This window comes from Aeromonas sp. QDB68 (assembly GCF_027707405.1).
Taxonomy (GTDB): domain Bacteria; phylum Pseudomonadota; class Gammaproteobacteria; order Enterobacterales; family Aeromonadaceae; genus Aeromonas; species Aeromonas caviae.
Map to the genome: position 1 here is coordinate 1 of NZ_JAPCIQ010000024.1, position 24,616 is coordinate 24,616.

A 24,616-nucleotide genomic window follows, 5' to 3' on the forward strand; every position below is an offset into this window, starting at 1 on the left:
ATCTGCTCCATGCGGGACAAGAAAATCTCTTTTCTGGTCTGACGGCGCTTACTGCTGAATTCACTGTCGGCGAAGGTGAGCTGATGACTCATGATGAACCCTTTTTCATGGCTCCAGATGACAAACATGATCTCATATCAGGGACTTGTTCGCACCTTCCCTAGATCTGTACAAATAATGGATATATATGAGCCTGATGAATCCGGTTGTTGGTATCAGATCGTTTATTTTCCTTGTTCAGCACCTATATTTGTGATCGTGTCAATGTGTCGCTCTTTTATCTCCAGTCAAACTTGGCTGCGCATCAATGCCCCTTTCCCTTGCCTCCCCCGTCGGCAATCCCCTCGTCGCGTCCCCCTGACAGCCCCCTTGCCAAATGGCGGCGAGTCGTTATCATCAGGGCTCACTTTTGACCCGAGGTTTTATTGCCCATCATGGACAATCCCCGAAGTAGCCCTTCGTCTTTTCCCATCAAAGCCTATCTGTACCTGCTCAACCAACGCCTCTGAAGCGATCGTCTCCGTCACCACGGCCACGCCGTGACCACGATTCACTGCATCTGTCTTCATTGAGGTCAATCACATGGAATTCTTGCTGGACCCGTCAATCTGGGTCGGTCTGCTTACCCTGATCATCCTGGAAATCGTTCTCGGGATAGACAACCTGGTCTTCATCGCCATCCTGGTGAAAAAACTGCCCCCCGCCCAGCGGGACAAGGCGCGCATCATCGGTCTCTCCCTGGCCCTGCTGATGCGCCTGGGACTGCTCACCATCATGTCATGGCTGGTCACCCTCACGGCTCCTCTGCTGCACATCTGGGATCACCCCTTCTCCGGTCGGGATCTCATCCTGATGGGAGGCGGCCTGTTCCTGTTGTTCAAGGCCACCTCCGAGCTGCATGAGCGACTCGAGGCCAAGCCCGAGGAACAAGGCGGCACCGGCGTCTATGCCGGGTTCGGGGTGGTGATCGCCCAGATCCTGGTGCTGGATGCGGTCTTCTCCCTGGACTCCATCATCACCGCCGTCGGCATGGTGGATCACCTCGGCGTCATGATGGCGGCCGTAACCATCGCCATGGTAGTGATGGTGCTCGCCTCCAAGCCCCTGACCCGCTTCGTCAACGCCCACCCCACTGTGGTGGTGCTCTGCCTGAGCTTCCTCTTGATGATCGGCTTCAGCCTGGTGGCGGAGGGCTTCGGCTTCCACATTCCGAAGGGCTACCTCTACGCGGCCATCGGCTTCTCGGTGCTCATCGAGTTCTTCAACCAGCTCGCCCAGCGCAGTGCCCTGCGCCATGAGGCGCGCCAGCCCCTGCGCGAGCGCACCACCGCCGCCATCTTCAAGCTGATGGGGGGGAACAAACGCTCAGCCCACCCGCAGGAGGACGAAGAAGAGGTGCAGGCTCAGCCCCTGCCCCCTGGTTTCGGTGAAGAGGAGCGTTACATGGTGAGCGGCGTGCTGTCGCTGGCCGAGCGTTCCATTCGCACCATCATGACCCCGCGCTCCGAGATGGAGTGGATCGACGTGAGCGACAGCGAGGACGAGATCCGCGCCCTGCTGCAACGGGCCCCCCACAGCCTGTTCCCGGTCTGTGACGGGGAGCTGGACGAGATCATCGGGGTGGTCAAGGCTCGGGATCTGCTGTTTGCCCTCAACGAGGGGCAATCCCTGGCAGCACTAGCCAGACAGAACGAGCCCGTCATCGTGCCCCAGACCATCAACGTGATCCGGCTGCTGGCGGAGCTGCGCCAGGCCAGGGGCAGCCTCATTCTGGTGGCGGACGAGTTTGGCGTCATCCAGGGGCTGGTCACCAACCACGATCTGCTGGAGGCCATCGTCGGCGAGCTGCCGGACGAGGACGAGACCCCCGATGTGGTGCGCGAGGGCGAGCATTGGCTCATCCACGGCACCACCAACATCCATCAGGTGGAGCAGGCACTGAACTGCGACGGGCTGGTGAGCGAGAGCGACGAGTACGTGACCCTGGCGGGCATGCTGCTCTCCCACTTCGGCAGCCTGCCAGACGTCGGTCAGCAGTTGCACCTCGGCCAGTTCCGCTTCGAGGTCATGGCCGTGAGCGAGCGGCGCATCGAGCGAGTACGGGTCACCCCACTCTCCCCCTGATCATCGGTGGCAATGCAGCAAAAGAGGGCCTTTGGCCCTCTTTTTTCTGGCGCGAGCCAGGCCCCTCCCGGGCCATTGTTGCGATAACGGCAATTCTCTTCTGCAATACCCCCTCTTTTTCACAATAACAATCCCCTCTAGAGTCACCTCACTCCCAAAGATTGAGGAATCCATCATGCACCACGATCCCCTGTTCTGCCCCCTTCGCCTCGGCCAGCTGCACCTTGCCAACCGCATCGTCATGCCCCCCATGACCCGCTCCCGCGCCAGCCAGCCCGGGGACGTGGCCAACGCCATGATGGCGACCTACTACGCCCAGCGTGCCGGGGCCGGCCTCATCATCAGCGAAGGCACCCAGATAGACCCCCTGGGCAAGGGCTACGCCTGGACGCCGGGCATCCACAGCGCCGAGCAGGTGGCAGGCTGGAAGCAGGTAACAGACGCGGTCCACGCCGAGGGGGGCATCATGTTCGCCCAGCTCTGGCACGTGGGCCGGGTCACCCATCCTGACAACATCGGCGGCGCCCAGCCCCTCTCCTCCTCCGCCATCCAGGCCAAGGGAGTGAAGGTGTTCGTCGACAACGGCAGCGATGCCCCGGGGTTTGTGGAGACCGTCACCCCGCGCGCCATGACCCAGGCCGACATCGACGCCGTGGTGGGGCAGTTTCGCCAGGCCGCCCGCAACGCCATGGAGGCGGGCTTTGACGGCATCGAGTTGCACGCCGCCAACGGCTACCTCATCAACCAGTTCCTCGACTCCGAGTCCAATACCCGCACCGACGGCTATGGCGGTTCGCTCGAAAACCGGCTGCGTTTCCTCAAAGAGGTGACCGAGGCGGTCTGTGACGAGATCGGTCCCGACCGGGTCGGGGTACGCCTTGCGCCGCTCACCACCCTCAACGGCACCGTGGATGCCAACCCCCAGGAGACCTATCTGGCCGCCGCGCGCCTGCTGGGCCAGCTCGGCGTGGTCTATCTGCACGTCGCCGAAGCGGACTGGGACGACGCCCCCCTGATGGCGGAGAGCTTCAAGCAGAGGCTGCGCGACGCCTTCCCCAACACCCTCATCTACGCCGGCAAGTACGATGGGGAACGCGCCCGCGCCGCCATCGAGGCGGGCTGGGCCGACATGATTGGCTTCGGTCGCCCCTTCGTGGCCAACCCCGACTTGCCGAACCGCCTGCGCCACGGCCATCCGTTCGCCCCCCATGATCCCGCCACCCTGTTTGGCGGCGGCGAGAAAGGGCTGACGGACTACCCCGTCTATGGGGCAGAGCGGGCATAAGGCGGCTGGCGCCGAACCTCTTCCAGGGCGGGCCCTCCAACAGGGGGCTCGCCTTGTTGTCTTGCCAGTGCAACAGTAATTCAAGGCATTGTTACGCCATGTAATTCAATCAAGGCACCCACCCCTCTCATCCAAGGAGTCACCATGACCCATACCCAGGCCTGGTGCTGGCACGCCCCCGGCGAACCGGACCAGCTCACCCTCACCCGGCAAGCGCTCCCCACCCCCGGGCCCGACGAGGTCCTCGTCGCCAACCGGATCATCGCCTTCAATCCGGTGGACTGGAAACTCATCGAACAGGGTCATCCCCACTGGCAGCCAGGCCATGTGCCTGGCGTCGATGGCATGGGCACCCTGGTGACACTGGGGGCCAACGTCACCCACCTGCGCCCCGGCACCCGGGTCGCCTATCACACCGACCTGCACCACGGCGGCAGCTTTGCCCGCCACACCCTGGTGCCGGCTCGCGCCCTGATGCCGGTGCCCGATGCCCTGAGCGACGAGGCGGCCGCCGCGCTCCCCTGCCCCGGCCTCACCGCCTGGCAGGCGCTGGCCAAGCTGCCGCACCTGCACGGGGAGGCCCTGCTCATCACGGGGGCTGGCAGCAGTGTCGGCCGCTTCGCGGTGCAACTTGCCCTCCAGAAGGGGGCCCGCGTCTTTGCCAGCGCCAGCCCGCGCCACCACCAGTGGCTCAAACAGCTAGGCGTGCAGGGGGTGGCGGACTATCGGGATCCCGACTGGCTGGCCCAGTTGCAGGCCGCCAACGGCGGTGAACCCTTCGAGGGGATCATCGATCTGGTCTCCAGCCAGCAGGCAGAAGCCTTGCTGCCTGCCCTTGGCTATTACGGCCACATGGTGACGGTGCTCGGGCGCATCGCGCGCAACCCGCTGCCCGCCTTTAGCCATTGCCACTCATTGCACGAGATTGCCCTCGGCGCCCAGCACGCCTTTGGCTCGGACAAACAGTGGAGCCGTCTGGTGGCGGCCGGTGTCGCCATGATGGCGCAGATGACGAGCGGCGAGCTGACCCTGCCGCCGCTGGTGGTGGGCGACTTCGACGCCCTGCCCTCCCTTCTCACTCGCGTCAAGCAGGAGGGACAAGGGGAAAAGTATCTGGTGAGAGTGGGTTGATACCCGCCCAACGATGGCACAAAGAGGCCCGCCATGGCGGGCCTCCTCCATTCAAGGTGTGCAAGGCGGCCTGCTCAGTGCAGGCTCACCCCGTGCAGGGCGGCATGGAGGCGAATGTCCCGGGTCAGACGCACCTTGTCCGCGAGGCTCAGCCAGCTCGCCTCCACGGCATTGAGACTGAGGCGGCACAGCTGCTCCTGGCTGGCGCCAAGCCCGTCGGCCAGGGCCTGAAAGTTGGCCCCCAGGTATCCCCCGAAATAGGCGGGATCGTCGGAGTTCACGGTGACGCAGAGCCCCTGCTCCAGCAGCCTCAGCACATTGTGATGGGCCATCTGGTCAAACACCCTGAGCCGCACGTTGGAGAGGGGGCAGACGGTGAGGGGCAGCCGGGTGTCGGCAAGATAGCTCAGCAGCGCGGGATCCTCGACGCAGCGCACCCCGTGATCGATGCGTTGCACTCCGAGCTCCCGGATCGCCTGCCAGATGTAGTCCGCAGGTCCCTCCTCCCCCGCGTGGGCCACCACCGGCAGCCCCAGCTCGCGGCAGCGAGCGAAGACCCGGGCGAACTTGCTGGGCGGGTTGCCCTGCTCCCCCGAATCGAGGCCGACCCCGTGCAGGCGCGCCAGGTACGGCGTGGCCTCTGCCAGGGTGGCGAATGCCGCCTCTTCACTCAGGTGGCGCAGGAAGCTCATGATAAGCCGCCAGCTGATGCCAAAGGCTGCTTCGCCAGCCTGCAACGCCCGCTCGATGCCCCCCAGCACGGTGGCAAAGGGCACGCCGCGGGCGGTGTGGGTCTGGGGGTCGAAAAAGATCTCCACGTGCACCACGTGATCGGCAACGCAGCGCTCGAGATAGGCCCAGGTGAGGTCGAAGAAATCCTGTTCGTGGATGAGCACGCTGGCACCGAGGTAGTAGAGATCGAGGAAGGATTGCAGGCCGTCGAACTCATAGGCGGCGCGCAGGCTGTCGACATCGGGCCAGGGCAGCGCCACCCCGTTGCGCTGACCGAGGGCGAACATCAGCTCGGGTTCGAGGGTCCCCTCGATATGCAGGTGCAGTTCCAGCTTGGGCAAGCCGGTAATAAAGTGCTCCATGATGACGGCTCCATCGTCAGACTCCGTGCGGACACCACCGGGGCGGCGCCCTCCCTTCGCCTTCATTGTGCACCCATCTGGCCCGCCGGAGGAGACTTGTCATCAAAGGGCCTTATAATGGCGGCACAAAAACCATAACCGATTGAAGAGACGAACAGAGGGATGCCCTGTCCCCGCTCTTGCGCCCTACAAGGAGAATTCATGAAGAAAAACGTCATCTGTGACATTGACGGCGTCATCCTGCACAACAACGATCTCATTCCCGGCGCCGACCGCTTCGTCCACCGCCTGCTGGAGCAGGGCAGCAAGCTCCTGTTCCTCACCAACTACCCGGCCCAGACCCAGAAAGATCTGCAAAACCGCTTCCGCTCCGCCGGAATAGAGGTGCCCGAGGAGTGCTTCTACACCTCCGCCATGGGCACCGCCGACTTTCTCAAGCGCCAGGATGGCAAGAAGGCCTATGTGATTGGCGAAGGGGCCCTGACCCACGAGCTCTACAAGGCCGGCTTCACCATCACCGATATCGACCCGGACTTCGTGGTGGTGGGGGAGACCCGCAACTACAACTGGACCATGATGCAGCAGGGCGCCAAGTTCGTGGATCAGGGGGCCCGCTTCATCGCCACCAACCCCGACACCCACGGCCCCATGATGCACCCGGCCTGCGGCGCCCTGTGTGCCCCCATCGAGCGGATGACCGGCAAGAAGCCCTTCTATGTCGGCAAGCCGAGCGCCTGGATCATTCGCGCGGCCCTCAACCGGATGGAGGCCCACTCCGACGACACCATCATCATCGGCGACAACCTGCGCACCGACATCCTGGCAGGCTTCCAGGCTGGTCTCGAGACGGTGCTGGTGCTCTCCGGGGTGAGCAAGGTGGCGGACATCGACCGCATGCCGTTTCGACCGAACCACATCTTTGACTCCGTGGTGGACATCGACATCGTCTGATCCCGGGTGCCGCCCTTCCGGTAGCCTTCAGCCTGTACGGGCCCCCTTGGCAAAGGGGGCCCGTTTCGTTTAACGTAAGCGCAATATCGTTAAACAAACTAAACGGGAGCAGGATGCTCCTTCGCCACTCAAGGACGCACCATGAAGAGCCTGAACGACTGGATCCTGCTGGACAAGCACACTGTCTCCCCCACCCCGATGATGCCAGCCCCCGAGCGCATCAGGACCGGAACGCCGAGCCAGACGGCATGGAACCACTACTCCGACCCTAGCCAGCAGTTTCACGTGGGCTTCTGGGCTTGCGAGCCGGGCTGCTGGGCCGTTCACTATACCGAACACGAATACTGCCAGATGCTGGAAGGGGAGGCGGTGATCCACGACGAGCAGGGCGGCTGGCTGCACCTCAAACCGGGGGATCAGTTCGTCATTCCCGCCGGTTTTGTCGGGCAGTGGGAGACCCTCACCCCTTGTCGCAAGCTCTATGTGATCTTCGAACCCGCCGCGACTTGACGCGCACGTCAACCCTGACCCTCTCTCTTCAGGCGGCCGGACGGCCGCCATCCCCTGCGCAACTTGACGCTTACGGCATGATTTTCTGCGGTTTTCCCGCTTGCAAAAGGGTTTTCCGCTAGGCATTGTGATTGGCGAGGAATGTAAATGGAATTTCGAGCCCAAACGTGGGGGGCTCATATAAAAATCAAGAGGATTACCGCCAATGTGTTCTATTTTCGGCATTCTGGACATCAAGACCGACGCCACTGCCCTGCGCAAATCGGCCCTGGAGATGTCCAAGCGACTGCGTCACCGCGGGCCTGACTGGTCCGGCGTCTACAGCTCCGACAAGGCCATCCTGGTGCACGAGCGCCTGGCCATCGTCGATCCGGGCAACGGCGCACAGCCTCTCTACAATCCCGAGCGCACGCACGTATTGGCCGTCAACGGCGAGATCTACAACCACAAGGAGCTGGAGAAGAACCTCAAGGTCGACTTCCAGTTCCAGACCCACTCCGACTGTGAAGTGCTGCTGGCCCTCTACAAGGAGAAGGGCCCGGCGTTCCTGGACGATCTGAACGGCATCTTCGCCTTCATCCTCTATGACGCCGAGCAGGATGCCTACCTGATTGGTCGCGACCACATGGGGATCATCCCCCTCTATACCGGCCGCGACGAACACGGCAACTTCTATGTCGCCTCCGAGATGAAGGCCCTGGTGCCGGTCTGCAAGAGCGTCGAGACCTTCCCGCCGGGACACTACCTGTGGAGCAAGGATGGCGAGCTTAAACAGTGGTATAAACGGGACTGGATGGAGTACGCGCCGGTCGAGCACAACGTCAGCGACAAGGCCGAGCTCAAAGCGGCCCTGGAAGCGGCGGTCAAGCGCCAGCTGATGTGCGACGTGCCCTACGGCGTGCTGCTCTCCGGTGGTCTGGATTCGTCCGTCATCTCCGCCATCACCAAGCTCTATGCCGCCCGCCGGGTGGAAGACGATGGCAAGAGCGAAGCCTGGTGGCCCCAGCTGCACTCCTTCGCCGTCGGCCTGGAAGGGTCGCCGGATCTCGCTGCCGCCCGCAAGGTGGCCGATCACCTCGGCACCATCCACCACCAGATCCACTTCACCGTGCAGGAAGGGCTGGATGCCCTGCGGGACGTCATCTATCACCTCGAGACCTATGACGTCACCACCATCCGCGCCTCCACGCCCATGTATCTGATGGCCCGCTACATCAAGGCGATGGGGATCAAGATGGTGCTCTCCGGCGAAGGCTCCGACGAGCTGTTCGGCGGCTACCTCTACTTCCACAAGGCCCCCAACGCCCGCGAGTTCCACGAAGAGAACGTGCGCAAGCTCGCCTCCCTGCACCTCTATGACTGCCTGCGGGCCAACAAGTCCATGGCCGCCTGGGGCGTGGAAGGCCGCGTGCCCTTCCTCGACAAGGAGTTCATGGACGTGGCGATGCGCCTCAATCCCGCCGACAAGATGTGCGGCAAGGGCAAGATCGAGAAGCACATCCTGCGGGAAGCCTTCGAGGATCTGCTCCCCCACGAAGTGGCGTGGCGCCAGAAGGAGCAGTTCTCCGACGGCGTAGGCTACTCCTGGATTGACAGCCTGAAAGCCATGGTCGAGGAAGAGGTGACGGATCAGATGTTCGAGGCGGCCGCCTTCCGCTTCCCCGTCAACACCCCGCTCACCAAGGAGGCGTACTACTACCGCGCCATCTTCGACGAGCACTTCCCGCTGGAGTCCGCCGCCCGCACCGTGCCCTACGGCAAGTCGGTCGCCTGCTCCACCCCGACCGCGCTCGAATGGGATGCCAAGTTCAAGGAGATGGCCGATCCCTCCGGTCGCGCCGTGATGGACGTCCACCAGCAGGGTTACTGATCGCCCCTGACCTGAATACAAAGCCCCTCTCGAGGGGCTTTGTTGTTTTCTGCCATTCCATTGCCGCTTTTTGCCTTCCCCTTCCCTGTTTGCGGCTTGGCGCAGGAAACGCCTCGTGTCACATTGTCTGCGCCTGGAAGCAAAGATAACGACACAAGGAAGAGACCATGAAACGACTGTTACTGCCCCTGATACTGGGCACCCTCCTTTTCAATGGCGCCGCCTGCGCGGGCGACCACCTCTGGAGTCAGAGCCTGCCCGATTACAGCCAGGGTTATGACGAGACGCGGGATCCGGCCCGCGATCTCGCCGCCGCTACCGCCAAGGCCAGTGCCGAGGGCAAGAAAGTCCTGTTGCTGGTGGGGGGCGAATGGTGCAGTTGGTGCCAGGAGATGAACCGCTTTCTGGACCGGGAACCCGATCTCGCCGGCCAGCTCAACCGCACCTTCGTGGTGGTCAAGGTGAACGTCAGCGAGCAGAACAAGAATGAATCCTTCCTGAAAGACTATCCCGAGTATCTGGGGGTCCCCCACTTCTACGTGCTGGATGCCAAAGGCAGGCTGCTCGAGTCCTTCAACACCGGGCTGCTGGAGAAGGGGAAGAGTTACGACGGGGAGAAACTCGGCAAATTTATCGCCTATTTCCAGCCCAGGACCACCCACGGCTGACTCGCCAGTCAATCAAACAGGGCCCCGCACGGTCAGTGACAGTACAGGGCCTTGATGGAAGCGCAAACAGGGAAGTGGCATGTCTGCGACAAACAGGCCATCCATCACCCCGGACAAGGACGAAAAAGATGTTGCGAATACTGGGCAAGGCGTCGTCAATCAATGTGCGCAAGGTACTGTGGACCTGTGCCGAGCTGACCCTCCCGTTCGAGCTGGAGGAGTGGGGATCCGGCTTCAAACCCACGGACACCCCGGCGTTTCTGGCGCTCAACCCCAATGCCATGGTGCCCGTCATTCAGGATGAGGATTTTACGCTGTGGGAGTCGAACACCATCATCCGCTACCTGGCGACGCGCCATGGTGCCAATGCACTCTATCCCGCCGAGGCGAGAGCCAGGGCTCGGGTCGATCAATGGATTGACTGGCAGGCATCGGACTTGAACAGCGCCTGGCGCTACGCCTTCCTGTCGCTGGTGAGGCGCTCCCCCCAGCATCAAGACCATCAGGCCCTTCACGCAGCTTGCCTGCAGTGGTCTCACTGCATGGAGATCCTGGAGAGACAGCTTCAAACAACCGGAGGATATGTGGCCGGTCCGCACTTCTCGCTGGCAGACATTCCCATCGGGCTGTCAGTCAACCGCTGGCTGGAGACGCCCTATGATCGCCCGTCGCTACCCGCCGTGGACGACTACTACCAGCGACTGAAAGAGCGGCCGGGGTTTCGACGCTATGGGGCCAATGGCACGCCCTGAGGCGAGCAAGATAACCCGGGCAAGGAAAGAGATGGCAGACCGGGCCAACGCGCTGGCCCGGTCTGCACAGCTTCAGGGCTGGGCATCCGGCTGATTGGCGGGGGCCGCCTTGATAAAGGCCTGCAACTGCTCGCAGTTGGCGACGATGCGCGCAATGGTGGGGTAGTCATCCAGGGTCATGTCGAAGCGGCGGGCGTTGTAGACCTGGGGCACCAGCATGCAGTCCGCCAGGGTGACCTCGTTGCCCACGCAATAGATGCCGGCGGTGGTCATGAGAAGCTGCTCCAGCGCGGTGAAGGTCTCGTCTATCCAGTGGCGATACCAGGCATCCCGCGCCATCTTGCTCTGCCCCAACTCCTGCTCCAGGTAGTGCAGCACGCGCAGGTTGTTGAGGGGGTGGGTGTCACAGGCGATCATGTTGACTATCTGGCGCACCCGGGCACGTTCGATGGGCGCGGAGGGCATCAGGGGGTAGGCGGGATAGGTCTCGTCGAGGTACTCCATGATGGCCACCGACTGACCCAGATGCACGTCATCGTCCACGAGAAACGGCACCAGTCCCTGGGGATTGACCCGGCGGTAGGCCTTCTCCTTCTGCTCACCCTGCCGCAAGTTGACCGGGTGCTGCTCATAATCGAGCCCCTTGAGTTGCAGTACCAAACGCACGCGAAAGCTGGCCGATGAGCGCCAATATCCAAACAACTGCAGCATAGTGTGTCCCTGTGGTGGCAGGTGTCTGCCACCTGCCGTGTCGCCCGCCCCTCCAGGGGTCGGGCTCTCCTAGCTCGCCCGCTCGGCCGTTGCTTGCGTGACCCGCTGCAAAATGGTGCCAAACAGACTCATCCCGTTGCGATCCTGCATCGCGATGGACACTGTATCACCAAAGCGCAGAAAGGGTGTAGTGGCTTGACCTGACTCGATAATTTCCAGCATCCGCCGCTCGGCAAGGCAGGAGGATCCCCGGCTTCTGTCGTAGTTGGAGACGGTGCCCGAGCCGATGATGCAACCCGCCCCAAGCGGCCTTGTCTTGGCGGCATGGGCAATCAGCTCATCAAAGTTGAAGGTCATGTCCACCCCGGCGTCGGGTTGCCCGAACAGGGCGCCGTTGAGGTGGGTCACCAGGGGCAGGTGGACCTTGCCATCGCGCCAGTCATCCCCCAGCTCGTCCGGGGTGATAGCCACCGGCGAGAAGCTGCTGGAGGGCTTGGACTGGAAGAAGCCAAAGCCCTTGGCAAGCTCCCCGGGAATGAGGTTGCGCAGGCTCACGTCGTTGACCAGCATCAAGAGCTTGATGTGGCTCGCCGCCCCCTGCGAACGGGTGCCCATGGGCACGTCGTCGGTGATGACGGCCACTTCAGACTCAAAATCGATGCCCCACTCCTCGGAGCCCATCACGATGGGGCCACGGGGCGGCAGGAAGCTGTCAGAGCCTCCCTGATACATCAGGGGATCGTGCCAGAAGCTTTCTGGCATGTCGGCGCCGCGGGCCTTGCGCACCAGCTCCACGTGATTGACGTAGGCACTGCCGTCAATCCACTGGTAGGCGCGAGGCAGCGGGGAGAGGCACGCCTCCTCATCGAAGGGGAAGGCGTCGGGGCAGGCGCACTCGTTGAGTCGCTGATAAACCTTCGCCAATTGCGGCGCCACTTCTCCCCACTGGTCGAGGGCCGACTGCAGGGTCGGGGCAATGGTCGTCACGTGGACGGCGCGCGCCAGATCGCGGCTCACCACCACCAGGGCGCCGTCGCGCTTGCCATTGTTCAGGGTTGCCAGTTTCATATCGAATTCCTTATTTGCCGAGCGTCTCTGGACGCTGCCAGCTGGTGACATAACCGGGGTGTTCGACCCCTTCGCAGATCGGGCCGACGGCCAGGGCATCACGGGTGTCGAGCATCACCGCCACCTCGTCGGTGAAGGTCTTGGCATGGGCCTGCCCCGCCGCAAAGGCCTTGGGATGGGGACCATGGGTGAAGCCGGCAGGGTGGAAGGTGACCATGCCCCGCTTGATGTTGTCCCGGCTGAAGAAGTCCCCGGCGTGGTAGAAGAGCACCTCGTCGAAGTCGTCGTTGCTGTGGTAGAAGGGCACCCGCAGGGCGCCTGGGTCGCTCTCGATGGGACGCGGCACGAAGGTGCAGACCACGAACCGGCTCGCAACGAAGGTGGAGTGAGCCGAGGGAGGCAGGTGGTAGCGGTGGCTCATCAGCGGGCGGATATCCCGCCAGTTGAGGCGCACCACGCACAAGTCCCCGTGCCACCCTTGTGCATCCAGCGGGTTGAACGGCCAGGTGACGACCGAGACCTGATCGTGGCGCTTGATCTGCAGCGACCAGGGGTTTTCATCCTGCTGGGCTAGGAAGCGCTCGTTGATGGCGGGCACGTCCAGGGCCGCCGGATCGAAGATGGCGTGATTGCCCACCAGTCCCTTGTCCGGCAGCTGATAACTGTCTTCCGTCGCCTCGATCATCAGGATGAAGAGGGGTGCGGTGGGCTCGATGCGCCACATGGTGCCACGGGGGATCACCACGTAGTCCCCCTCCCGCAGGGTCAGATGGCCGTAGTCGCAGAAGAAGTCGCCTCCCCCCTCGTGAATGAACAGGAGCTCGTCGCCATCGGCGTTGCGCACCAGAAACGGCATCCTCTCGCTCAGGCGCCAGATGCGGTAGCGGCAGTGGGGGTTGCTGAGCAGATCCGGCATCACCCAGGGGGAGAGGGAGCTCACCTCCTCCTGCAGATCGTTCAAGTCAAACGCCCGTGGCCGAAGCGGCCCTTCCCAGTTGACCCAGTCGGTGGGAGCGTGCTTGTGGTGCATGTGGGTGGCCGGACCGAAGAAGCCCAAGCGCCCCAGCTCGCGCTCATAGATGGCCTGCTCCGGCAGATCGGCATGGGCCTGGCGGGAGTGGGTTCCCTCCCGATGGGGGAAGCTTATCCAGTTACGCATCGCTCGGTTCTCCGTTTTTCTGGCCCTGCGCGGCACTGTTCACCTCCCCTTGCGTGGATCCGTCCAGCACGCCACGGCGGATCTGATCCAGCTCGATGGATTCGAACAATGCCTGGAAGTTGCCCTCACCAAAGCCCTCGTTGCCCTTGCGCTGGATGATCTCGAAGAACACGGGACCGATGACGGTGTCGGTGAAGATCTGCAGCAGGATGCCGTCCTTCGTCGGCGAGCCGTCGATGAGGATGCGCAGCGTCTTCAGCGCGGCCAGATCCTCCTGATGACCCGCGACCCGGCTGTCCACCTTCTCGTAGTAGGTGTCCGGCGTCGGCATGAAGCCGGTTCCCCGCCCTCTGAGCGTGCGGATGGTGTGATAGATGTCGGCAGAGGCGAGCGCGATGTGCTGGATCCCCTCCCCCTTGTACTGGCGCAGGTACTCCTCTATCTGGGACTTGTCGTCCGCCGACTCGTTGATGGGGATGCGAATTTTGCCGCAAGGGGCCGTCATGGCGCGCGAGTGCAGTCCTGTCAGCTTGCCCTCGATGTCGAAGTAGCGGATTTCCCGGAAGTTGCCGATCCGCTCGTAGAAATTCGACCAGAGGTTCATGTTGCCGCGATGGACATTGTGGGTCAGGTGGTCGATCTCATAGAGCCCCGCGTCCACCTCGGCCATGCGGGCCTGCCAGTCGGGGTAGAAGATAAAGTCCACGTCATAGATGGAGCCCCGCTCGCCATAGCGATCGACAAAGGAGAGGGTACTCTCGCCGATGCCGTAGATGGCGGGGATGTTGAGCTCCATGGGGCCGATTTTGCCCACAAACGGCTTGGCCCCCTGGCCAATGGCGTACTGCTGGGCACGGCCGGCATCGCTCACCCGAAACGCCATGCCGCACACGCTCGGACCATGGGCCCGCGCAAACTCCTCCGCCTGGGAGTGGGGCTCGGCATTGACCACGAAGTTGATGTCCCCCTGGCGATAGAGCCAGCACTGCTTGTGCCTGTGCTTGGCCACTTCGGCAAAGCCCAGTGAGACGAACAGCGCCTTGAGGGCCGCAATGCCCTTGAGATCCGGCGCCGTGTACTCGACAAACTCAAACCCGTCGGTGCCAAGGGGGTTGATGGTGTGAGTACGGGAAGAAGGGGTGGTCATAATGCGCTCCTTGCGATGAACTGATAACGAAACGGGTCACGCCGCAAGGGCTCGACAGGCAGCCCGCACGGCTTTGTTAACAACTTGTTTCATTAGAGTGGCGAGCGCAGGGAATGAGAAGGGGCGGCGTTCAGATAGTTTGGCGGGGATCCGCGCCAAAAAATGTAAATGAAATGTGACGTCACAGCCTCAACCTTGCACTGCGCTCGTTAGCGTCCCGCAAGGCTGTCAGCTTTGCCTTACAGAGACCAATAACGGGGTTCGATATGGGGCAGCACCGCCCTCGCTTTTAGCAATCGAGTCCTTTGCGGGTTGATGAGCCAGGCCTGCTCCCCCAACGCCAGCAGGGGCAGATCGTGCAAGCTGTCACTCAGGGTGAGTGCGGCCTCCAGGGTCAGGAGCTCGGGCAGCAGCTTGTGCCTGCCATGGCAATAGAAGCGCGGCACCAGGCCGCCGAAACGGTAACCCATCCGCGAGCCGATGATGCGGTGAGGGAGCCTTGGCAGTTGACGATGGATCTGGGCACGGACCAGGGAGCGGGGACTGGCGGAGATAACCCAGCAGCGGTGCCCCTCCCCCGTCAGGAGGGCTCGCGCCTCCCGATACAGACCGGGCCGGGTCAGGCTGTACTGCCGTACCAGGGCGCGCCAGGCCAGGGGGGATAGCCCGAGGGTGATGGCCCACCAGATGAGTGCAATGCCGCGACTGCGCTGACCTGGCAGCAGATAGATCACGGCACCGAACGCCATCAGTGGCCACAGCAGCAGCGGCCAGATACGGCGGCGCAAGATGAAACGCAGCAACCCTGCATGGCTGTCATCCGGCGCCAGGGTGTCATCGAAGTCGGCCAGGATCCAGCCGCGGGCTGAGACACTCGCAGTTGCAGCGCTCATTCGGTGAGTTCTGCGATGGCGGCATGCAACTCGGGCAGGAGGAACAGTGTCCCCTCATCGGGCGGACAGACGAGATCGAAACTCTCACCTGCCAGGGTGAAGGCGAGGCGCCAGGCGTGCAGATAACCGCGATCCGCCGCCGTGCCGCCGTAACGCTCATCTCCGAGGATGGGGGCTCCCACGCTCTTCAAGGCCACCCGGATCTGGTGGGTCTTGCCGGTCCGGGGCTTGATGCGATAAAGGCGCAGCCCCTCGCGCACCGAAACGGAGTCGAACCAGCTGATGGCCGGGTTATCCTGGGTGCGGCTCAGCATCCAGCTGCCGCCTCGCCCTTTCTCCATGTCACCCTTCACCCAGCCCTGCTTCTTCTTCGGCTTGCGATCGGAGAGTGCCAGATACTGCTTGCTCACTTCCCGCGCCGCGAAAGCCATGCTGAGGGCGCGATTCGCTTCGGCGGTGCGGGCCAGCAGCACCAGCCCAGAGGTCATCTTGTCCAGTCGATGGACCGGATAGAGGTCAAGACCGGTATCCATTCTGACCCGATTGACGAGACCCGGCTCGCCCGCATCATCGTGCATGCCAATGCCCGGACGCTTGTTGATCACCATGAAATCTTTGTGCTGCAATTGTATCCGGTACATGTATAACCCTTTAGAATGTTATTTGTTAACCACTTGAATGCAGGCCTGCAGGCCATCTTCATGGACCCTCAGCACAAGAATCGCACGAATGAAAAAATGCCTGTTTTGGCTGTTGTTGCTTGGCATCACTTGCTTCTCGCCCCTCCAGGCCAGTGAACGGACACGTGATCTGCCGGAGAAGGTGGTATTGCAGTTGCGCTGGCTGCATCAGCCCCAGTTTGTGGGCTATCACATGGCCAAGGCCAAGGGGTATTACGCCGACGCTGGTCTGGATGTCGAGATAAGGCCAGGTGGCAAGGGAATAAGTCCGGTTCAGGAGGTGCTGGCCGGACGCGCCGACTTTGGCGTCGGCAACACCGAGGTGCTGACCCACTACGCCCAGGGCAAGCCACTGCTGGCGCTGGCCAGCGTCTACCAGCACTCTCCCTCCATCTTCCTGGCACGCCGCGACAGCGGCATTCTCACCGTTGCGGACATGCGTGGCAAACGGATCATGATGTTTCCGGGTCATCAGGATGCCGAACTGCTGGCCACCCTCTACTATCAGGGGCTTCACGAGCGCCAGCTCATCCCGGTACCCACTTCGGTCAACATCGACGATCTGATCGCCGGCCGAATAGACATCTTCAACGCCTATCTGAGCAATGAGCCCTTCTATCTGGAAGAGCGCGGCATCTCGGTGTCCGTCATCAACCCTCGCAACTACGGCATCGATTTCTACAGCGACATTCTCTTCACCACCCAGGCACAGGAGCGGCTCAATCCGGAGCGGGTGGCACGTTTTCGTGCAGCCAGCCTCAAGGGATGGCGCTATGCCCTCACCCACCCCGAGGAAGCCATCGCCCTGCTGCGCACGGAGTATGGCGTCAACCGCAGCCAGGCCCACATGGAATACGAGTTGCAGATGAGCAAGGAGATGATCCAGCCGCTCTATGTGGAGATCGGGTATATGAATCCGGATCGCTTCGCTCACATCATGCGGCAGCTGGTGGAGATAGGCCTCCTTGCCAAACCGGTCTCCCTGACCCGTTTCCTCTATCAGGTCCCCTCAGAACAGTGGATCTTCTGGCGTCCATGGTTCCTGCTGAGCCTGGGTGTTGGTGGTCTCATCCTGCTGCTCTCCCTCTATCTTCTGATGAGCAACAAGCGGCTCAACCAGGAAGTGGCCCTGCGCAAGCAGCAAGAGCAGGAGATACTGCAACTGGCCCGCCTCGATCCCCTTACCGGGCTGCCCAATCGACTGAGCCTGATGGAGCAGTTGAAACACCAGGTGCAAAGCGACAATCCGGGCTGCCTGCTGTTTTGCGATCTCAATGACTTCAAGCGCATCTACGACAACTTCGGCCACAGCCAGGGGGATGCCATCCTCTGCCAGCTGGCCCGACGGATCCACGGCGCCATCGGCCACCAGTGCTATTTTGCCCGCTTGGCGGGGGACGAGTTCATCCTGCTGCTGCCGGGCTACGATATCCGTCAGGCAGAGGAGGTCACCGCCGTGATCCGCCAGGCCATGCAGGCCCCCTTCGTGGTCAATGACCAGCCGATGCAGGTGGGCATCAGTATCGGCGTCAGCCACTACCAGCATGACTGGAGCCCGGAGCAGTGGCTCATCCAGGCCGACAGGGCCATGTATTGTGACAAGGGTGGCCGCGTCATCACGCTGGCGGAGCAGTCCGGCTGACTTGCTCATCTCCCGGCACACAGATCCGATACCCCCGTGAAACCGATAAACAGGAAGGCCACCCCAGGGGTGGCCTTCCTGCATTGCATGAGTCTGACCGCTCTTACCCGAAGGTCTGCCCCAGGGATTTGAGCTGGCGAGCCTTGGTGAGCAGGATGTCGCTCGAGGCGTCCATGTCCTGCATCTTGTTACTGTTGGTGTGGGAGTGCTGGGAGATGGCGTTGACGTTGCGGCTGATGTCCTCCACCACCGCCTGTTGCTCCTCTGCCGCCGTCGAGATCTGGGCCGAGAGGTCCACCACCCGTTCTATTTCCGCCAACACCTGATGCAGGCTCTCTGATCCCTGGCGGGTCAGGGTCACGCAGGATTGGGTCTGTTGCAGGTTCTGCTGCATCATGCCCTTCCAGCCGTTCAGGGTACGCTGGATCTGGCCTATGCTGCTCTGGATCTGTTCGGTCGCCTTGTGGGTGCGCGTGGAGAGGGTTCGCACCTCGTCCGCCACCACCGCAAAGCCTCGCCCCTGCTCCCCTGCCCGCGCCGCTTCGATGGCGGCGTTGAGCGCCAGCAGATTGGTCTGATCCGCAATGCCCTGGATCTCGCTCATCAGCACACCGATGCGGTCCGACTCCTCCGCCAGTGCCACGGCGGCCGTGAAGGCATGCTCTGCCTGGGTGGCCAGCTCCGTCACCCTGTGCTGGGTATCTTCCAGTTGCTGATCGGTGTGTTGGCAGTGCGCCTTGGCCTGGGCTATCTGGTTGTCCGTCTCCAGGATATTGCGGGCAATCTCGTGGGCTGTCGCCGCCATCTCGGTGATGGCCGTCGCCACCTGCTGGGTCTGGACATCCTGTTCGGCGATGTCGGCGCTCGCCTCGCTGGAGGCTGTTTTCAGATGCACCGCGAGATCCTGCAGGGAGAGGGTCGCATCGTCCACTCGTCCAAGGACGGTACGGATCCTGGCCTGCAACAGCTTGATGTGGAAGTCTGCAATGGCACTGGCATCCTCCCCCGAATAGATGAGCCGGGTCAGGCTGTCATATTCGTCCGCGAGCTGTCGCAGATAACGGGGGGTAGTGATGAGGGTGTCACGATAGATCAGGGCCAGCCACAAGAGAGGCAACAGGGTGAACAACGGCCCCCAGGGCCCCATCAGATAGCCCCCCCCGCCAGCATCAGCAAGAGACCGACGATGGCCAGCCCATGGCGCATCGGGCGCAGGCTCAATCCGCCCTTTCGCTCCCCCCGCTCCACGCTCTTCAATCTGGCATAGGTGCGCCCGGCCACGGCTTTCATCTCCGGCGCGGCGCGACTGCGGACCGACTGGTAGCCATTGATCCGCCCCTGCTCGAAGATGGGGGTGACATAGGCATCCACCCAATAGTAACGCCCATCCTTGCAGCGGTTTTTCACCATGCCGCGCCAGGGTTTGCCCTGCTTGAGCTTGCCCCAGAGGTCAGCAAAGGCGGCCTTGGGCATGTCCGGGTGGCGCACCATGTTGTGGTGCTGGCCGATGAGCTCGGCCCGGCTGTACCCCGCTACCCGGCAGAAGTGATCATTGGCGTAGGTGATCACACCCTGCAGGTCCGTAGTGGAGACCAGCTGTTCATTGGCAGGAAAATCCACCTCTTCGTCGATGAGATGAACCTGGCTTTTCTTCATGGCGCACACCCCTTGTTTGATCACCCACTGAGCGCAGCCAAACGCCTACGGGCAAGCAACGCAGAGACCCAGTCGGGGAGGATGGCTGAGACACAATTTGCATCCTGTTTGACGCCGCGCAAGATTTTGACCCCAAAAGCCCAGGTTTGGCCAAAAAACACTCGGCATTTTCCCAGGTTCACCGCTCTCCCACACGATGCATCACACCAAAAAATGGTTCCAACGAGTCTGTGGTACTGGCATTGCCAGGGGTCCGTCAGGGGAGAGCACACTTGATACGACCTTGGACCTAAGCATAATTGACGTTAACGTAAACGTAGTGTGAGATGATACCGTTCACCCTACACATACAGCAGACACGCACCCCATGAAAGGAGTCACCATGTCCAACCTCTCCCCCTCGGCCGGCAGGCGTTTTCGCACGGCCCTGGCCAACGAAAAGCCCCTGCAGATTGTCGGCACCATCAATGCCTACATGGCGCTGATGGCAGAGCGCAGCGGCTTCCAGGCCCTCTATCTCTCCGGCGCCGGGGTGGCGAACGCCTCCTATGGCCTGCCGGATCTCGGCATGACCTCCATGAATGACGTGCTCATCGATGCCGAACGCATCACGGCTGCCACCCAGGTGCCACTCTTGGTGGACATCGACACCGGCTGGGGGGGCGCCTTCAACATCGCCCGCACTATCCGCGCCTTCGAGCGCGGCGGTGTGGCCGCCGTCCACATGGAAGATCAGGTGGCCCAGAAGCGTTGCGGCCACAGGCCCAACAAGGCCGTGGTCAGCGTCACCGAGATGGTGGACAGGATCAAGGCGGCGGTGGATGCCCGCCAGGACGAGAGTTTCGTCATCATGGCCCGCACCGACGCCCTGGCGGTGGAAGGGCTGGGCTCGGCCCTGGAGCGCGCCGCCGCCTATGTGGAGGCGGGCGCCGACATGATCTTCGCCGAAGCGGTCACCGAGCTCGAGCAGTACGACCGTTTCAGGCAGGCGGCCGGGGTGCCGATCCTCGCCAACATGACCGAGTTCGGCAAGACCGAGCTGTTTGACAAGGAGGCGCTCGCCGCCCACGGCGTGGACATGGTGCTCTACCCCCTGAGCGCCGCCCGCGCCGCCAACCAGGCCGCCCTCAACGTCTATCAGACGCTTCGCCGCGACGGCCACCAGCGCGCCGTGGTCGACACCATGCAGACCCGGGAGTCCCTCTACGATTTTCTCGGTTACCACCACTACGAGCAGACCCTGGACAGGCTGTTCACCCAGGATCTGTCGACCAAGGAATAAGACGGCGACCGGCCGCCTTATGCTGGCGGCTGGCGCATCAACGGACTGAATGAGGAAACATGTGATGAGCGCCCTGCCCGAAACCACCGGCTTCAAGCCCAAGAAATCCGTCGCCCTTTCCGGCACCGCCGCCGGCAATACCGCCCTGTGCACCGTGGGCCTCAGCGGCAACGATCTGCACTACCGTGGCTACGACATCCTGGACGTGGCCACCAGCTGCGAATTTGAAGAGATAGCCCACCTGCTGGTGCACGGCCATCTGCCCAATGTGGCGGAGCTCGCCGCCTACAAGGCCAAGCTCAAGGCCCTGCGCGGCCTGCCCACTGGGGTCAGGACCGCCCTGGAGCAGTTGCCTCCCTCCGCCCACCCCATGGACGTGATGCGCACCGCCGTCTCCGTGCTGGGGTGCCTGTCGCCGGAGAAGGACGATCACAACCACCCGGGCGCCCGGGACATCGCCGACAAGCTGATGGCCTGTCTCGGCTCCGTGTTGCTCTACTGGTACCACTTCAGTCACAACGGTAAACGCATCCATGTGGAGACCGACGACGACTCCATCGGCGGCCACTTCCTACACCTGCTGCACGGGCACAAGCCACGCGACTCCTGGGTTCGCGCCATGCACACCTCCCTCATCCTCTACGCCGAGCACGAGTTCAACGCCTCCACCTTCACCGGCCGCGTCATCGCCGGCACCGGCTCGGACATGTACTCCTGCATCACGGGAGCCATCGGTGCCCTGCGCGGGCCCAAGCACGGGGGCGCCAACGAGGTGGCTTTCGAGATCCAGAAGCGCTACGAGAACCCGGACGAGGCGGAGGCCGACATTCGCGCCCGCATCGAGAAGAAGGAGGTGGTCATCGGCTTCGGCCACCCGGTCTACACCGTCTCCGATCCCCGCAACAAGGTGATCAAGGAGGTGGCGCGCGAGCTCAGCCAGGAGCAGCACAACACCAAGATGTTCGACATCGCCGAGCGGCTGGAGTCCACCATGTGGGAGGCCAAGAAGATGTTCCCGAACCTCGACTGGTTCAGCGCCGTCAGCTACCACATGATGGGGGTGCCCACCGCCATGTTCACCCCGCTGTTCGTCATCGCCCGCACCTCAGGCTGGTCGGCCCATGTCATCGAGCAGCGCATCGACGGCAAGATCATCCGCCCGAGCGCCAACTACGTCGGCCCGGAGGATCTCCAGTTCGTGCCGCTCAAGGAGCGCAAGTGATGATCAACACGCAATATCGCAAGCCCCTGCCCGGCACACAGCTTGACTACTTCGACGCCCGGGAGGCGGTGAACGCCATCGCCCCCGGCGCCTGGGACAGGCTCTCCTACACCGCCCGCGTCCACGCCGAGAACCTGGTGCGTCGGTGCGATCCGACCATCCTCGGCGAGTGCCTCGGCCAGATAGTGCACAACAAGCGCGATCGCGACTTTCCCTGGTTCCCGGCGCGGGTGGTGTGCCACGACATCCTGGGGCAGACCGCCCTGGTGGACCTCGCGGGCCTTCGCGACGCCATCGCCGAGCAGGGGGGCGATCCCGCCCAGGTGAACCCGGTCGTGCCGGTGCAGCTCATCGTCGACCATTCCCTGGCCGTTGAATGTGGCGGCTTTGACCCCCAGGCATTCGAGAAGAACCGCGCCATCGAGGATCGGCGCAACGAGGATCGCTTCCACTTCATCGACTGGACCAAGCAGGCGTTCAAGAACATCGAGGTGATCCCGCCGGGCAACGGCATCATGCACCAGATCAACCTGGAGAAGATGTCCCCTGTCATCCACGCCGATCGCGGCCTCGCCTACCCGGATACCTGCGTCGGCACCGACAGCCACACCCCCCACGTTGACGCTCTGGGCGTCATCGCGGTGGGGGTGGGTGGGTTAGAGGCCGAGAACGTCATGCTGGGGCGCGCCTCCTGGATGCGGCTGCCTTCGATCGTCGGCGTGGAGCTCTCCGGCAAGCCGCAACCCGGCATCACCGCCACGGACCTGGTGCTGTCGCTCACCGAATTCCTGCGCCAGCAGAAGGTAGTCGGGGCCTATCTGGAGTTTCGTGGCGAGGGCGCCGCCGCCCTCACCCTCGGCGATCGGGCCACCATCTCCAACATGGCACCGGAATACGGCGCTACCGCGGCCATGTTCTTCATCGACCAGCAGACCCTCGACTACCTCAAGCTCACCGGCCGTGACGACGAGCAGGTCAGGCTGGTGGAAACCTATGCCAGGGAGGCCGGCCTCTGGGCCGATGCCCTGGCGAGCGCCCAGTACGAGCGGGTGCTGCACTTTGACTTGTCGAGCGTGGTGCGCACCCTGGCGGGCCCCTCCAACCCCCATCGCCGCCTGCCGGTCTCCGCCCTGGCGGAGCGCGGTATCGCGGTGAATCTGGACAAGGCTCGCGCCCAGGAGGCGGACGGCCTCTTGCCCGATGGCGCCGTCATCATCGCCGCCATCACCAGTTGCACCAACACCAGCAACCCGCGCAACGTGATTGCCGCGGGCCTGTTGGCCCGCAACGCCAACCGGCTCGGTCTGGTGCGCAAGCCCTGGGTCAAGTCGTCCCTGGCCCCCGGATCCAAGACAGTCGCCCTCTACTTGAAAGAGGCGGGACTGGACGAGGAACTTGAGCGGCTCGGCTTCGGCGTCGTGGCCTTTGCCTGCACCACCTGCAACGGCATGTCCGGTGCCCTGGATCCCACCATTCAGCAGGAGATCATCGAGCGGGACCTCTATGCCACGGCGGTGCTGTCCGGCAACCGCAACTTCGACGGCCGCATCCATCCCTATGCCAAGCAGGCGTTTCTCGCCTCCCCGCCCCTGGTGGTGGCCTACGCCATCGCCGGCACCATCCGCTTCGACATTGAAAAAGATGTGCTGGGGGTGATGGACGGCAAGGAAATTCGCCTCAAAGACATCTGGCCGTCTGATGAAGAGATCGACGCCGTGGTCAAGGCGTCGGTCAAGCCGTCCCAGTTCCACCAGGTCTATATCCCCATGTTCACCCAGGAAGAGGATCAGGGTCCCAAGGTGACGCCCCTGTACGACTGGCGTACGCAAAGCACCTATATCCGTCGCCCGCCTTACTGGGAGGGGGCACTGGCGGGCGAGCGCACCCTGCGCGGCATGCGGCCCCTGGCGCTGTTGCCGGACAACATCACCACAGACCACCTCTCCCCTTCCAACGCCATCCTGCCCGGCAGCGCGGCGGGGGAATACCTGGCGAAGATGGGCCTGCCGGAGGAGGACTTCAACTCCTACGCCACCCACCGCGGCGATCACCTGACCGCCCAGCGCGCCACCTTCGCCAACCCCCAGCTGGTCAACGAGATGGCGGTGGTGAACGGCGTGGTGCAGAAGGGGTCCCTCGCCCGCGTCGAGCCGGATGGCAAAGTGATGCGGATGTGGGAAGCCATCGAGACCTACATGGCACGCAAGCAGCCCCTCATCATCGTGGCCGGTGCCGACTACGGTCAGGGCTCGTCCCGGGACTGGGCGGCCAAGGGGGTGCGCCTTGCCGGGGTGGAGGTGATCGCGGCGGAAGGCTTCGAGCGTATTCACCGCACCAACCTCATCGGTATGGGGGTGCTGCCGCTCGAGTTCAAACCGGGCACCACCCGCCTCACGCTGGGCCTCGATGGCACCGAGACCTATGACGTGGTGGGGGAGCGCCAGCCGCGCACCGATCTCACTCTGGTGATCCGCCGTCGCAGCGGCGAAGTGATCCAGGTGCCCATGACCTGCCGCCTCGACACCGCCGAGGAGGTCTCGGTCTATGAGGCAGGTGGCGTGCTGCAACGCTTCGCCCAGGATTTCCTGGCGTCAGCTGCGCAAAAGGCCGCAAGCTAAATCGCAACCCCGCTCCGCCCCTTTGAAAAAGGGGAAGGCATAAAGCACCCTCTCCCTTTGAGAGAGGGTTGGGGTGAGGGGACATCCCCCTCATTCGCCCTTCGGGCACCTTCTCCCAGAGGGAGCAGGATCTATGACTCTTTTCAGGACACT

19 protein-coding genes and 1 pseudogene are annotated in these 24,616 nt (G+C 62.9%); 12 read left to right on the top strand and 8 right to left on the bottom strand.

The features are described 5' to 3' along the window. The first annotated feature begins 582 nt into the window (after window positions 1–582). The 3 genes from PG892_RS09710 to PG892_RS09720 all read left to right on the top strand — a co-directional run bounded on the left by PG892_RS09710 (window position 583) and on the right by PG892_RS09720 (window position 4,540). Window positions 583–2,124 carry a TerC family protein gene (locus PG892_RS09710; RefSeq protein ID WP_045524375.1) on the top strand — a complete coding sequence of 514 codons (1,542 nt, stop codon included), beginning with the start codon at window positions 583–585 and terminating at the stop codon, window positions 2,122–2,124. A 175-nt stretch (window positions 2,125–2,299) separates the two neighbouring features. Further along, window positions 2,300–3,409, top strand: coding sequence for an alkene reductase (locus PG892_RS09715; protein ID WP_043155144.1), 1,110 nt, complete (start codon window positions 2,300–2,302; stop codon window positions 3,407–3,409). 144 nt (window positions 3,410–3,553) lie between these two features. Then, window positions 3,554–4,540 (top strand): zinc-binding dehydrogenase, encoded by a 987-nt coding sequence (locus PG892_RS09720; protein ID WP_043155141.1) that lies wholly within the window; start codon window positions 3,554–3,556, stop codon window positions 4,538–4,540. Between the two features lie 74 nt (window positions 4,541–4,614). Here the strand turns inward: PG892_RS09720 and PG892_RS09725 are convergent, their stop codons facing one another. Continuing rightward, window positions 4,615–5,634, bottom strand: coding sequence for an adenosine deaminase (locus PG892_RS09725; RefSeq protein WP_124813362.1), 1,020 nt, complete (start codon window positions 5,632–5,634; stop codon window positions 4,615–4,617). 201 nt (window positions 5,635–5,835) lie between these two features. On the opposite strand from PG892_RS09725, the gene PG892_RS09730 reads away from it, so the two are divergent. From PG892_RS09730 to PG892_RS09750, 5 genes are all read left to right on the top strand, one after another. After that, window positions 5,836–6,585 (top strand): HAD-IIA family hydrolase, encoded by a 750-nt coding sequence (locus PG892_RS09730; RefSeq protein WP_005337281.1) that lies wholly within the window; start codon window positions 5,836–5,838, stop codon window positions 6,583–6,585. A gap of 141 nt (window positions 6,586–6,726) precedes the next feature. Beyond that, the gene (locus tag PG892_RS09735) at window positions 6,727–7,095 is read left to right on the top strand and encodes a cupin domain-containing protein (protein WP_119197600.1); all 369 of its coding nucleotides are present in this window, start codon (window positions 6,727–6,729) and stop codon (window positions 7,093–7,095) included. Between the two features lie 205 nt (window positions 7,096–7,300). Continuing rightward, window positions 7,301–8,965, top strand: a complete 1,665-nt coding sequence (asnB, locus tag PG892_RS09740; protein ID WP_010675117.1) for an asparagine synthase B — start codon at window positions 7,301–7,303, stop codon at window positions 8,963–8,965. A gap of 167 nt (window positions 8,966–9,132) precedes the next feature. Continuing rightward, window positions 9,133–9,633, top strand: a complete 501-nt coding sequence (locus PG892_RS09745; protein ID WP_010675118.1) for a thioredoxin family protein — start codon at window positions 9,133–9,135, stop codon at window positions 9,631–9,633. 128 nt (window positions 9,634–9,761) lie between these two features. Continuing rightward, the gene (locus PG892_RS09750; RefSeq protein WP_010675119.1) at window positions 9,762–10,385 is read left to right on the top strand and encodes a glutathione S-transferase family protein; all 624 of its coding nucleotides are present in this window, start codon (window positions 9,762–9,764) and stop codon (window positions 10,383–10,385) included. Window positions 10,386–10,457: 72 nt separating this feature from the next. On the opposite strand, the gene maiA is transcribed toward PG892_RS09750, so the two are convergent. The 6 genes from maiA to PG892_RS09780 all read right to left on the bottom strand — a co-directional run bounded on the left by maiA (window position 10,458) and on the right by PG892_RS09780 (window position 16,004). Next, the gene (gene maiA / locus PG892_RS09755; RefSeq protein ID WP_010675120.1) at window positions 10,458–11,096 is read right to left on the bottom strand and encodes a maleylacetoacetate isomerase; all 639 of its coding nucleotides are present in this window, start codon (window positions 11,094–11,096) and stop codon (window positions 10,458–10,460) included. Window positions 11,097–11,165: 69 nt separating this feature from the next. Continuing rightward, window positions 11,166–12,164, bottom strand: coding sequence for a fumarylacetoacetate hydrolase family protein (locus PG892_RS09760; RefSeq protein ID WP_119197599.1), 999 nt, complete (start codon window positions 12,162–12,164; stop codon window positions 11,166–11,168). A gap of 10 nt (window positions 12,165–12,174) precedes the next feature. After that, entirely contained in the window at window positions 12,175–13,323 is a 1,149-nt protein-coding gene (locus tag PG892_RS09765; protein ID WP_119197598.1) for a homogentisate 1,2-dioxygenase, read from the bottom strand. Next, on the bottom strand, window positions 13,316–14,470 hold the full coding sequence (hppD, locus tag PG892_RS09770; RefSeq protein WP_052814552.1) for a 4-hydroxyphenylpyruvate dioxygenase: 1,155 nt from the start codon (window positions 14,468–14,470) through the stop codon (window positions 13,316–13,318). The genes PG892_RS09765 and hppD overlap by 8 nt, the downstream gene beginning before the upstream one ends. Before the next feature lie 239 nt (window positions 14,471–14,709). Beyond that, window positions 14,710–15,363, bottom strand: coding sequence for a haloacid dehalogenase-like hydrolase (locus tag PG892_RS09775; protein ID WP_119197597.1), 654 nt, complete (start codon window positions 15,361–15,363; stop codon window positions 14,710–14,712). After that, entirely contained in the window at window positions 15,360–16,004 is a 645-nt protein-coding gene (locus PG892_RS09780) for a TIGR01621 family pseudouridine synthase (protein WP_119197596.1), read from the bottom strand. Before PG892_RS09780 ends, PG892_RS09775 begins: the two co-directional genes overlap by 4 nt. Before the next feature lie 88 nt (window positions 16,005–16,092). On the opposite strand from PG892_RS09780, the gene PG892_RS09785 reads away from it, so the two are divergent. Then, window positions 16,093–17,685 (top strand): GGDEF domain-containing protein, encoded by a 1,593-nt coding sequence (locus tag PG892_RS09785; protein WP_270825372.1) that lies wholly within the window; start codon window positions 16,093–16,095, stop codon window positions 17,683–17,685. A 103-nt stretch (window positions 17,686–17,788) separates the two neighbouring features. Here PG892_RS09785 and PG892_RS09790 read toward each other — a convergent pair. Further along, a pseudogene (locus PG892_RS09790) lies at window positions 17,789–19,341 on the bottom strand (methyl-accepting chemotaxis protein). A gap of 382 nt (window positions 19,342–19,723) precedes the next feature. Here PG892_RS09790 and prpB point away from each other — a divergent pair. From prpB to acnD, 3 genes are all read left to right on the top strand, one after another. After that, complete coding sequence (gene prpB / locus PG892_RS09795; RefSeq protein WP_119197595.1) at window positions 19,724–20,623, top strand: methylisocitrate lyase; 900 nt, start codon at window positions 19,724–19,726, stop codon at window positions 20,621–20,623. 64 nt (window positions 20,624–20,687) lie between these two features. Further along, on the top strand, window positions 20,688–21,845 hold the full coding sequence (gene prpC / locus PG892_RS09800; protein ID WP_010675128.1) for a bifunctional 2-methylcitrate synthase/citrate synthase: 1,158 nt from the start codon (window positions 20,688–20,690) through the stop codon (window positions 21,843–21,845). Beyond that, on the top strand, window positions 21,845–24,463 hold the full coding sequence (gene acnD / locus PG892_RS09805; protein ID WP_258057330.1) for a Fe/S-dependent 2-methylisocitrate dehydratase AcnD: 2,619 nt from the start codon (window positions 21,845–21,847) through the stop codon (window positions 24,461–24,463). Before prpC ends, acnD begins: the two co-directional genes overlap by 1 nt. The last annotated feature ends 153 nt before the right edge of the window (window positions 24,464–24,616 follow it).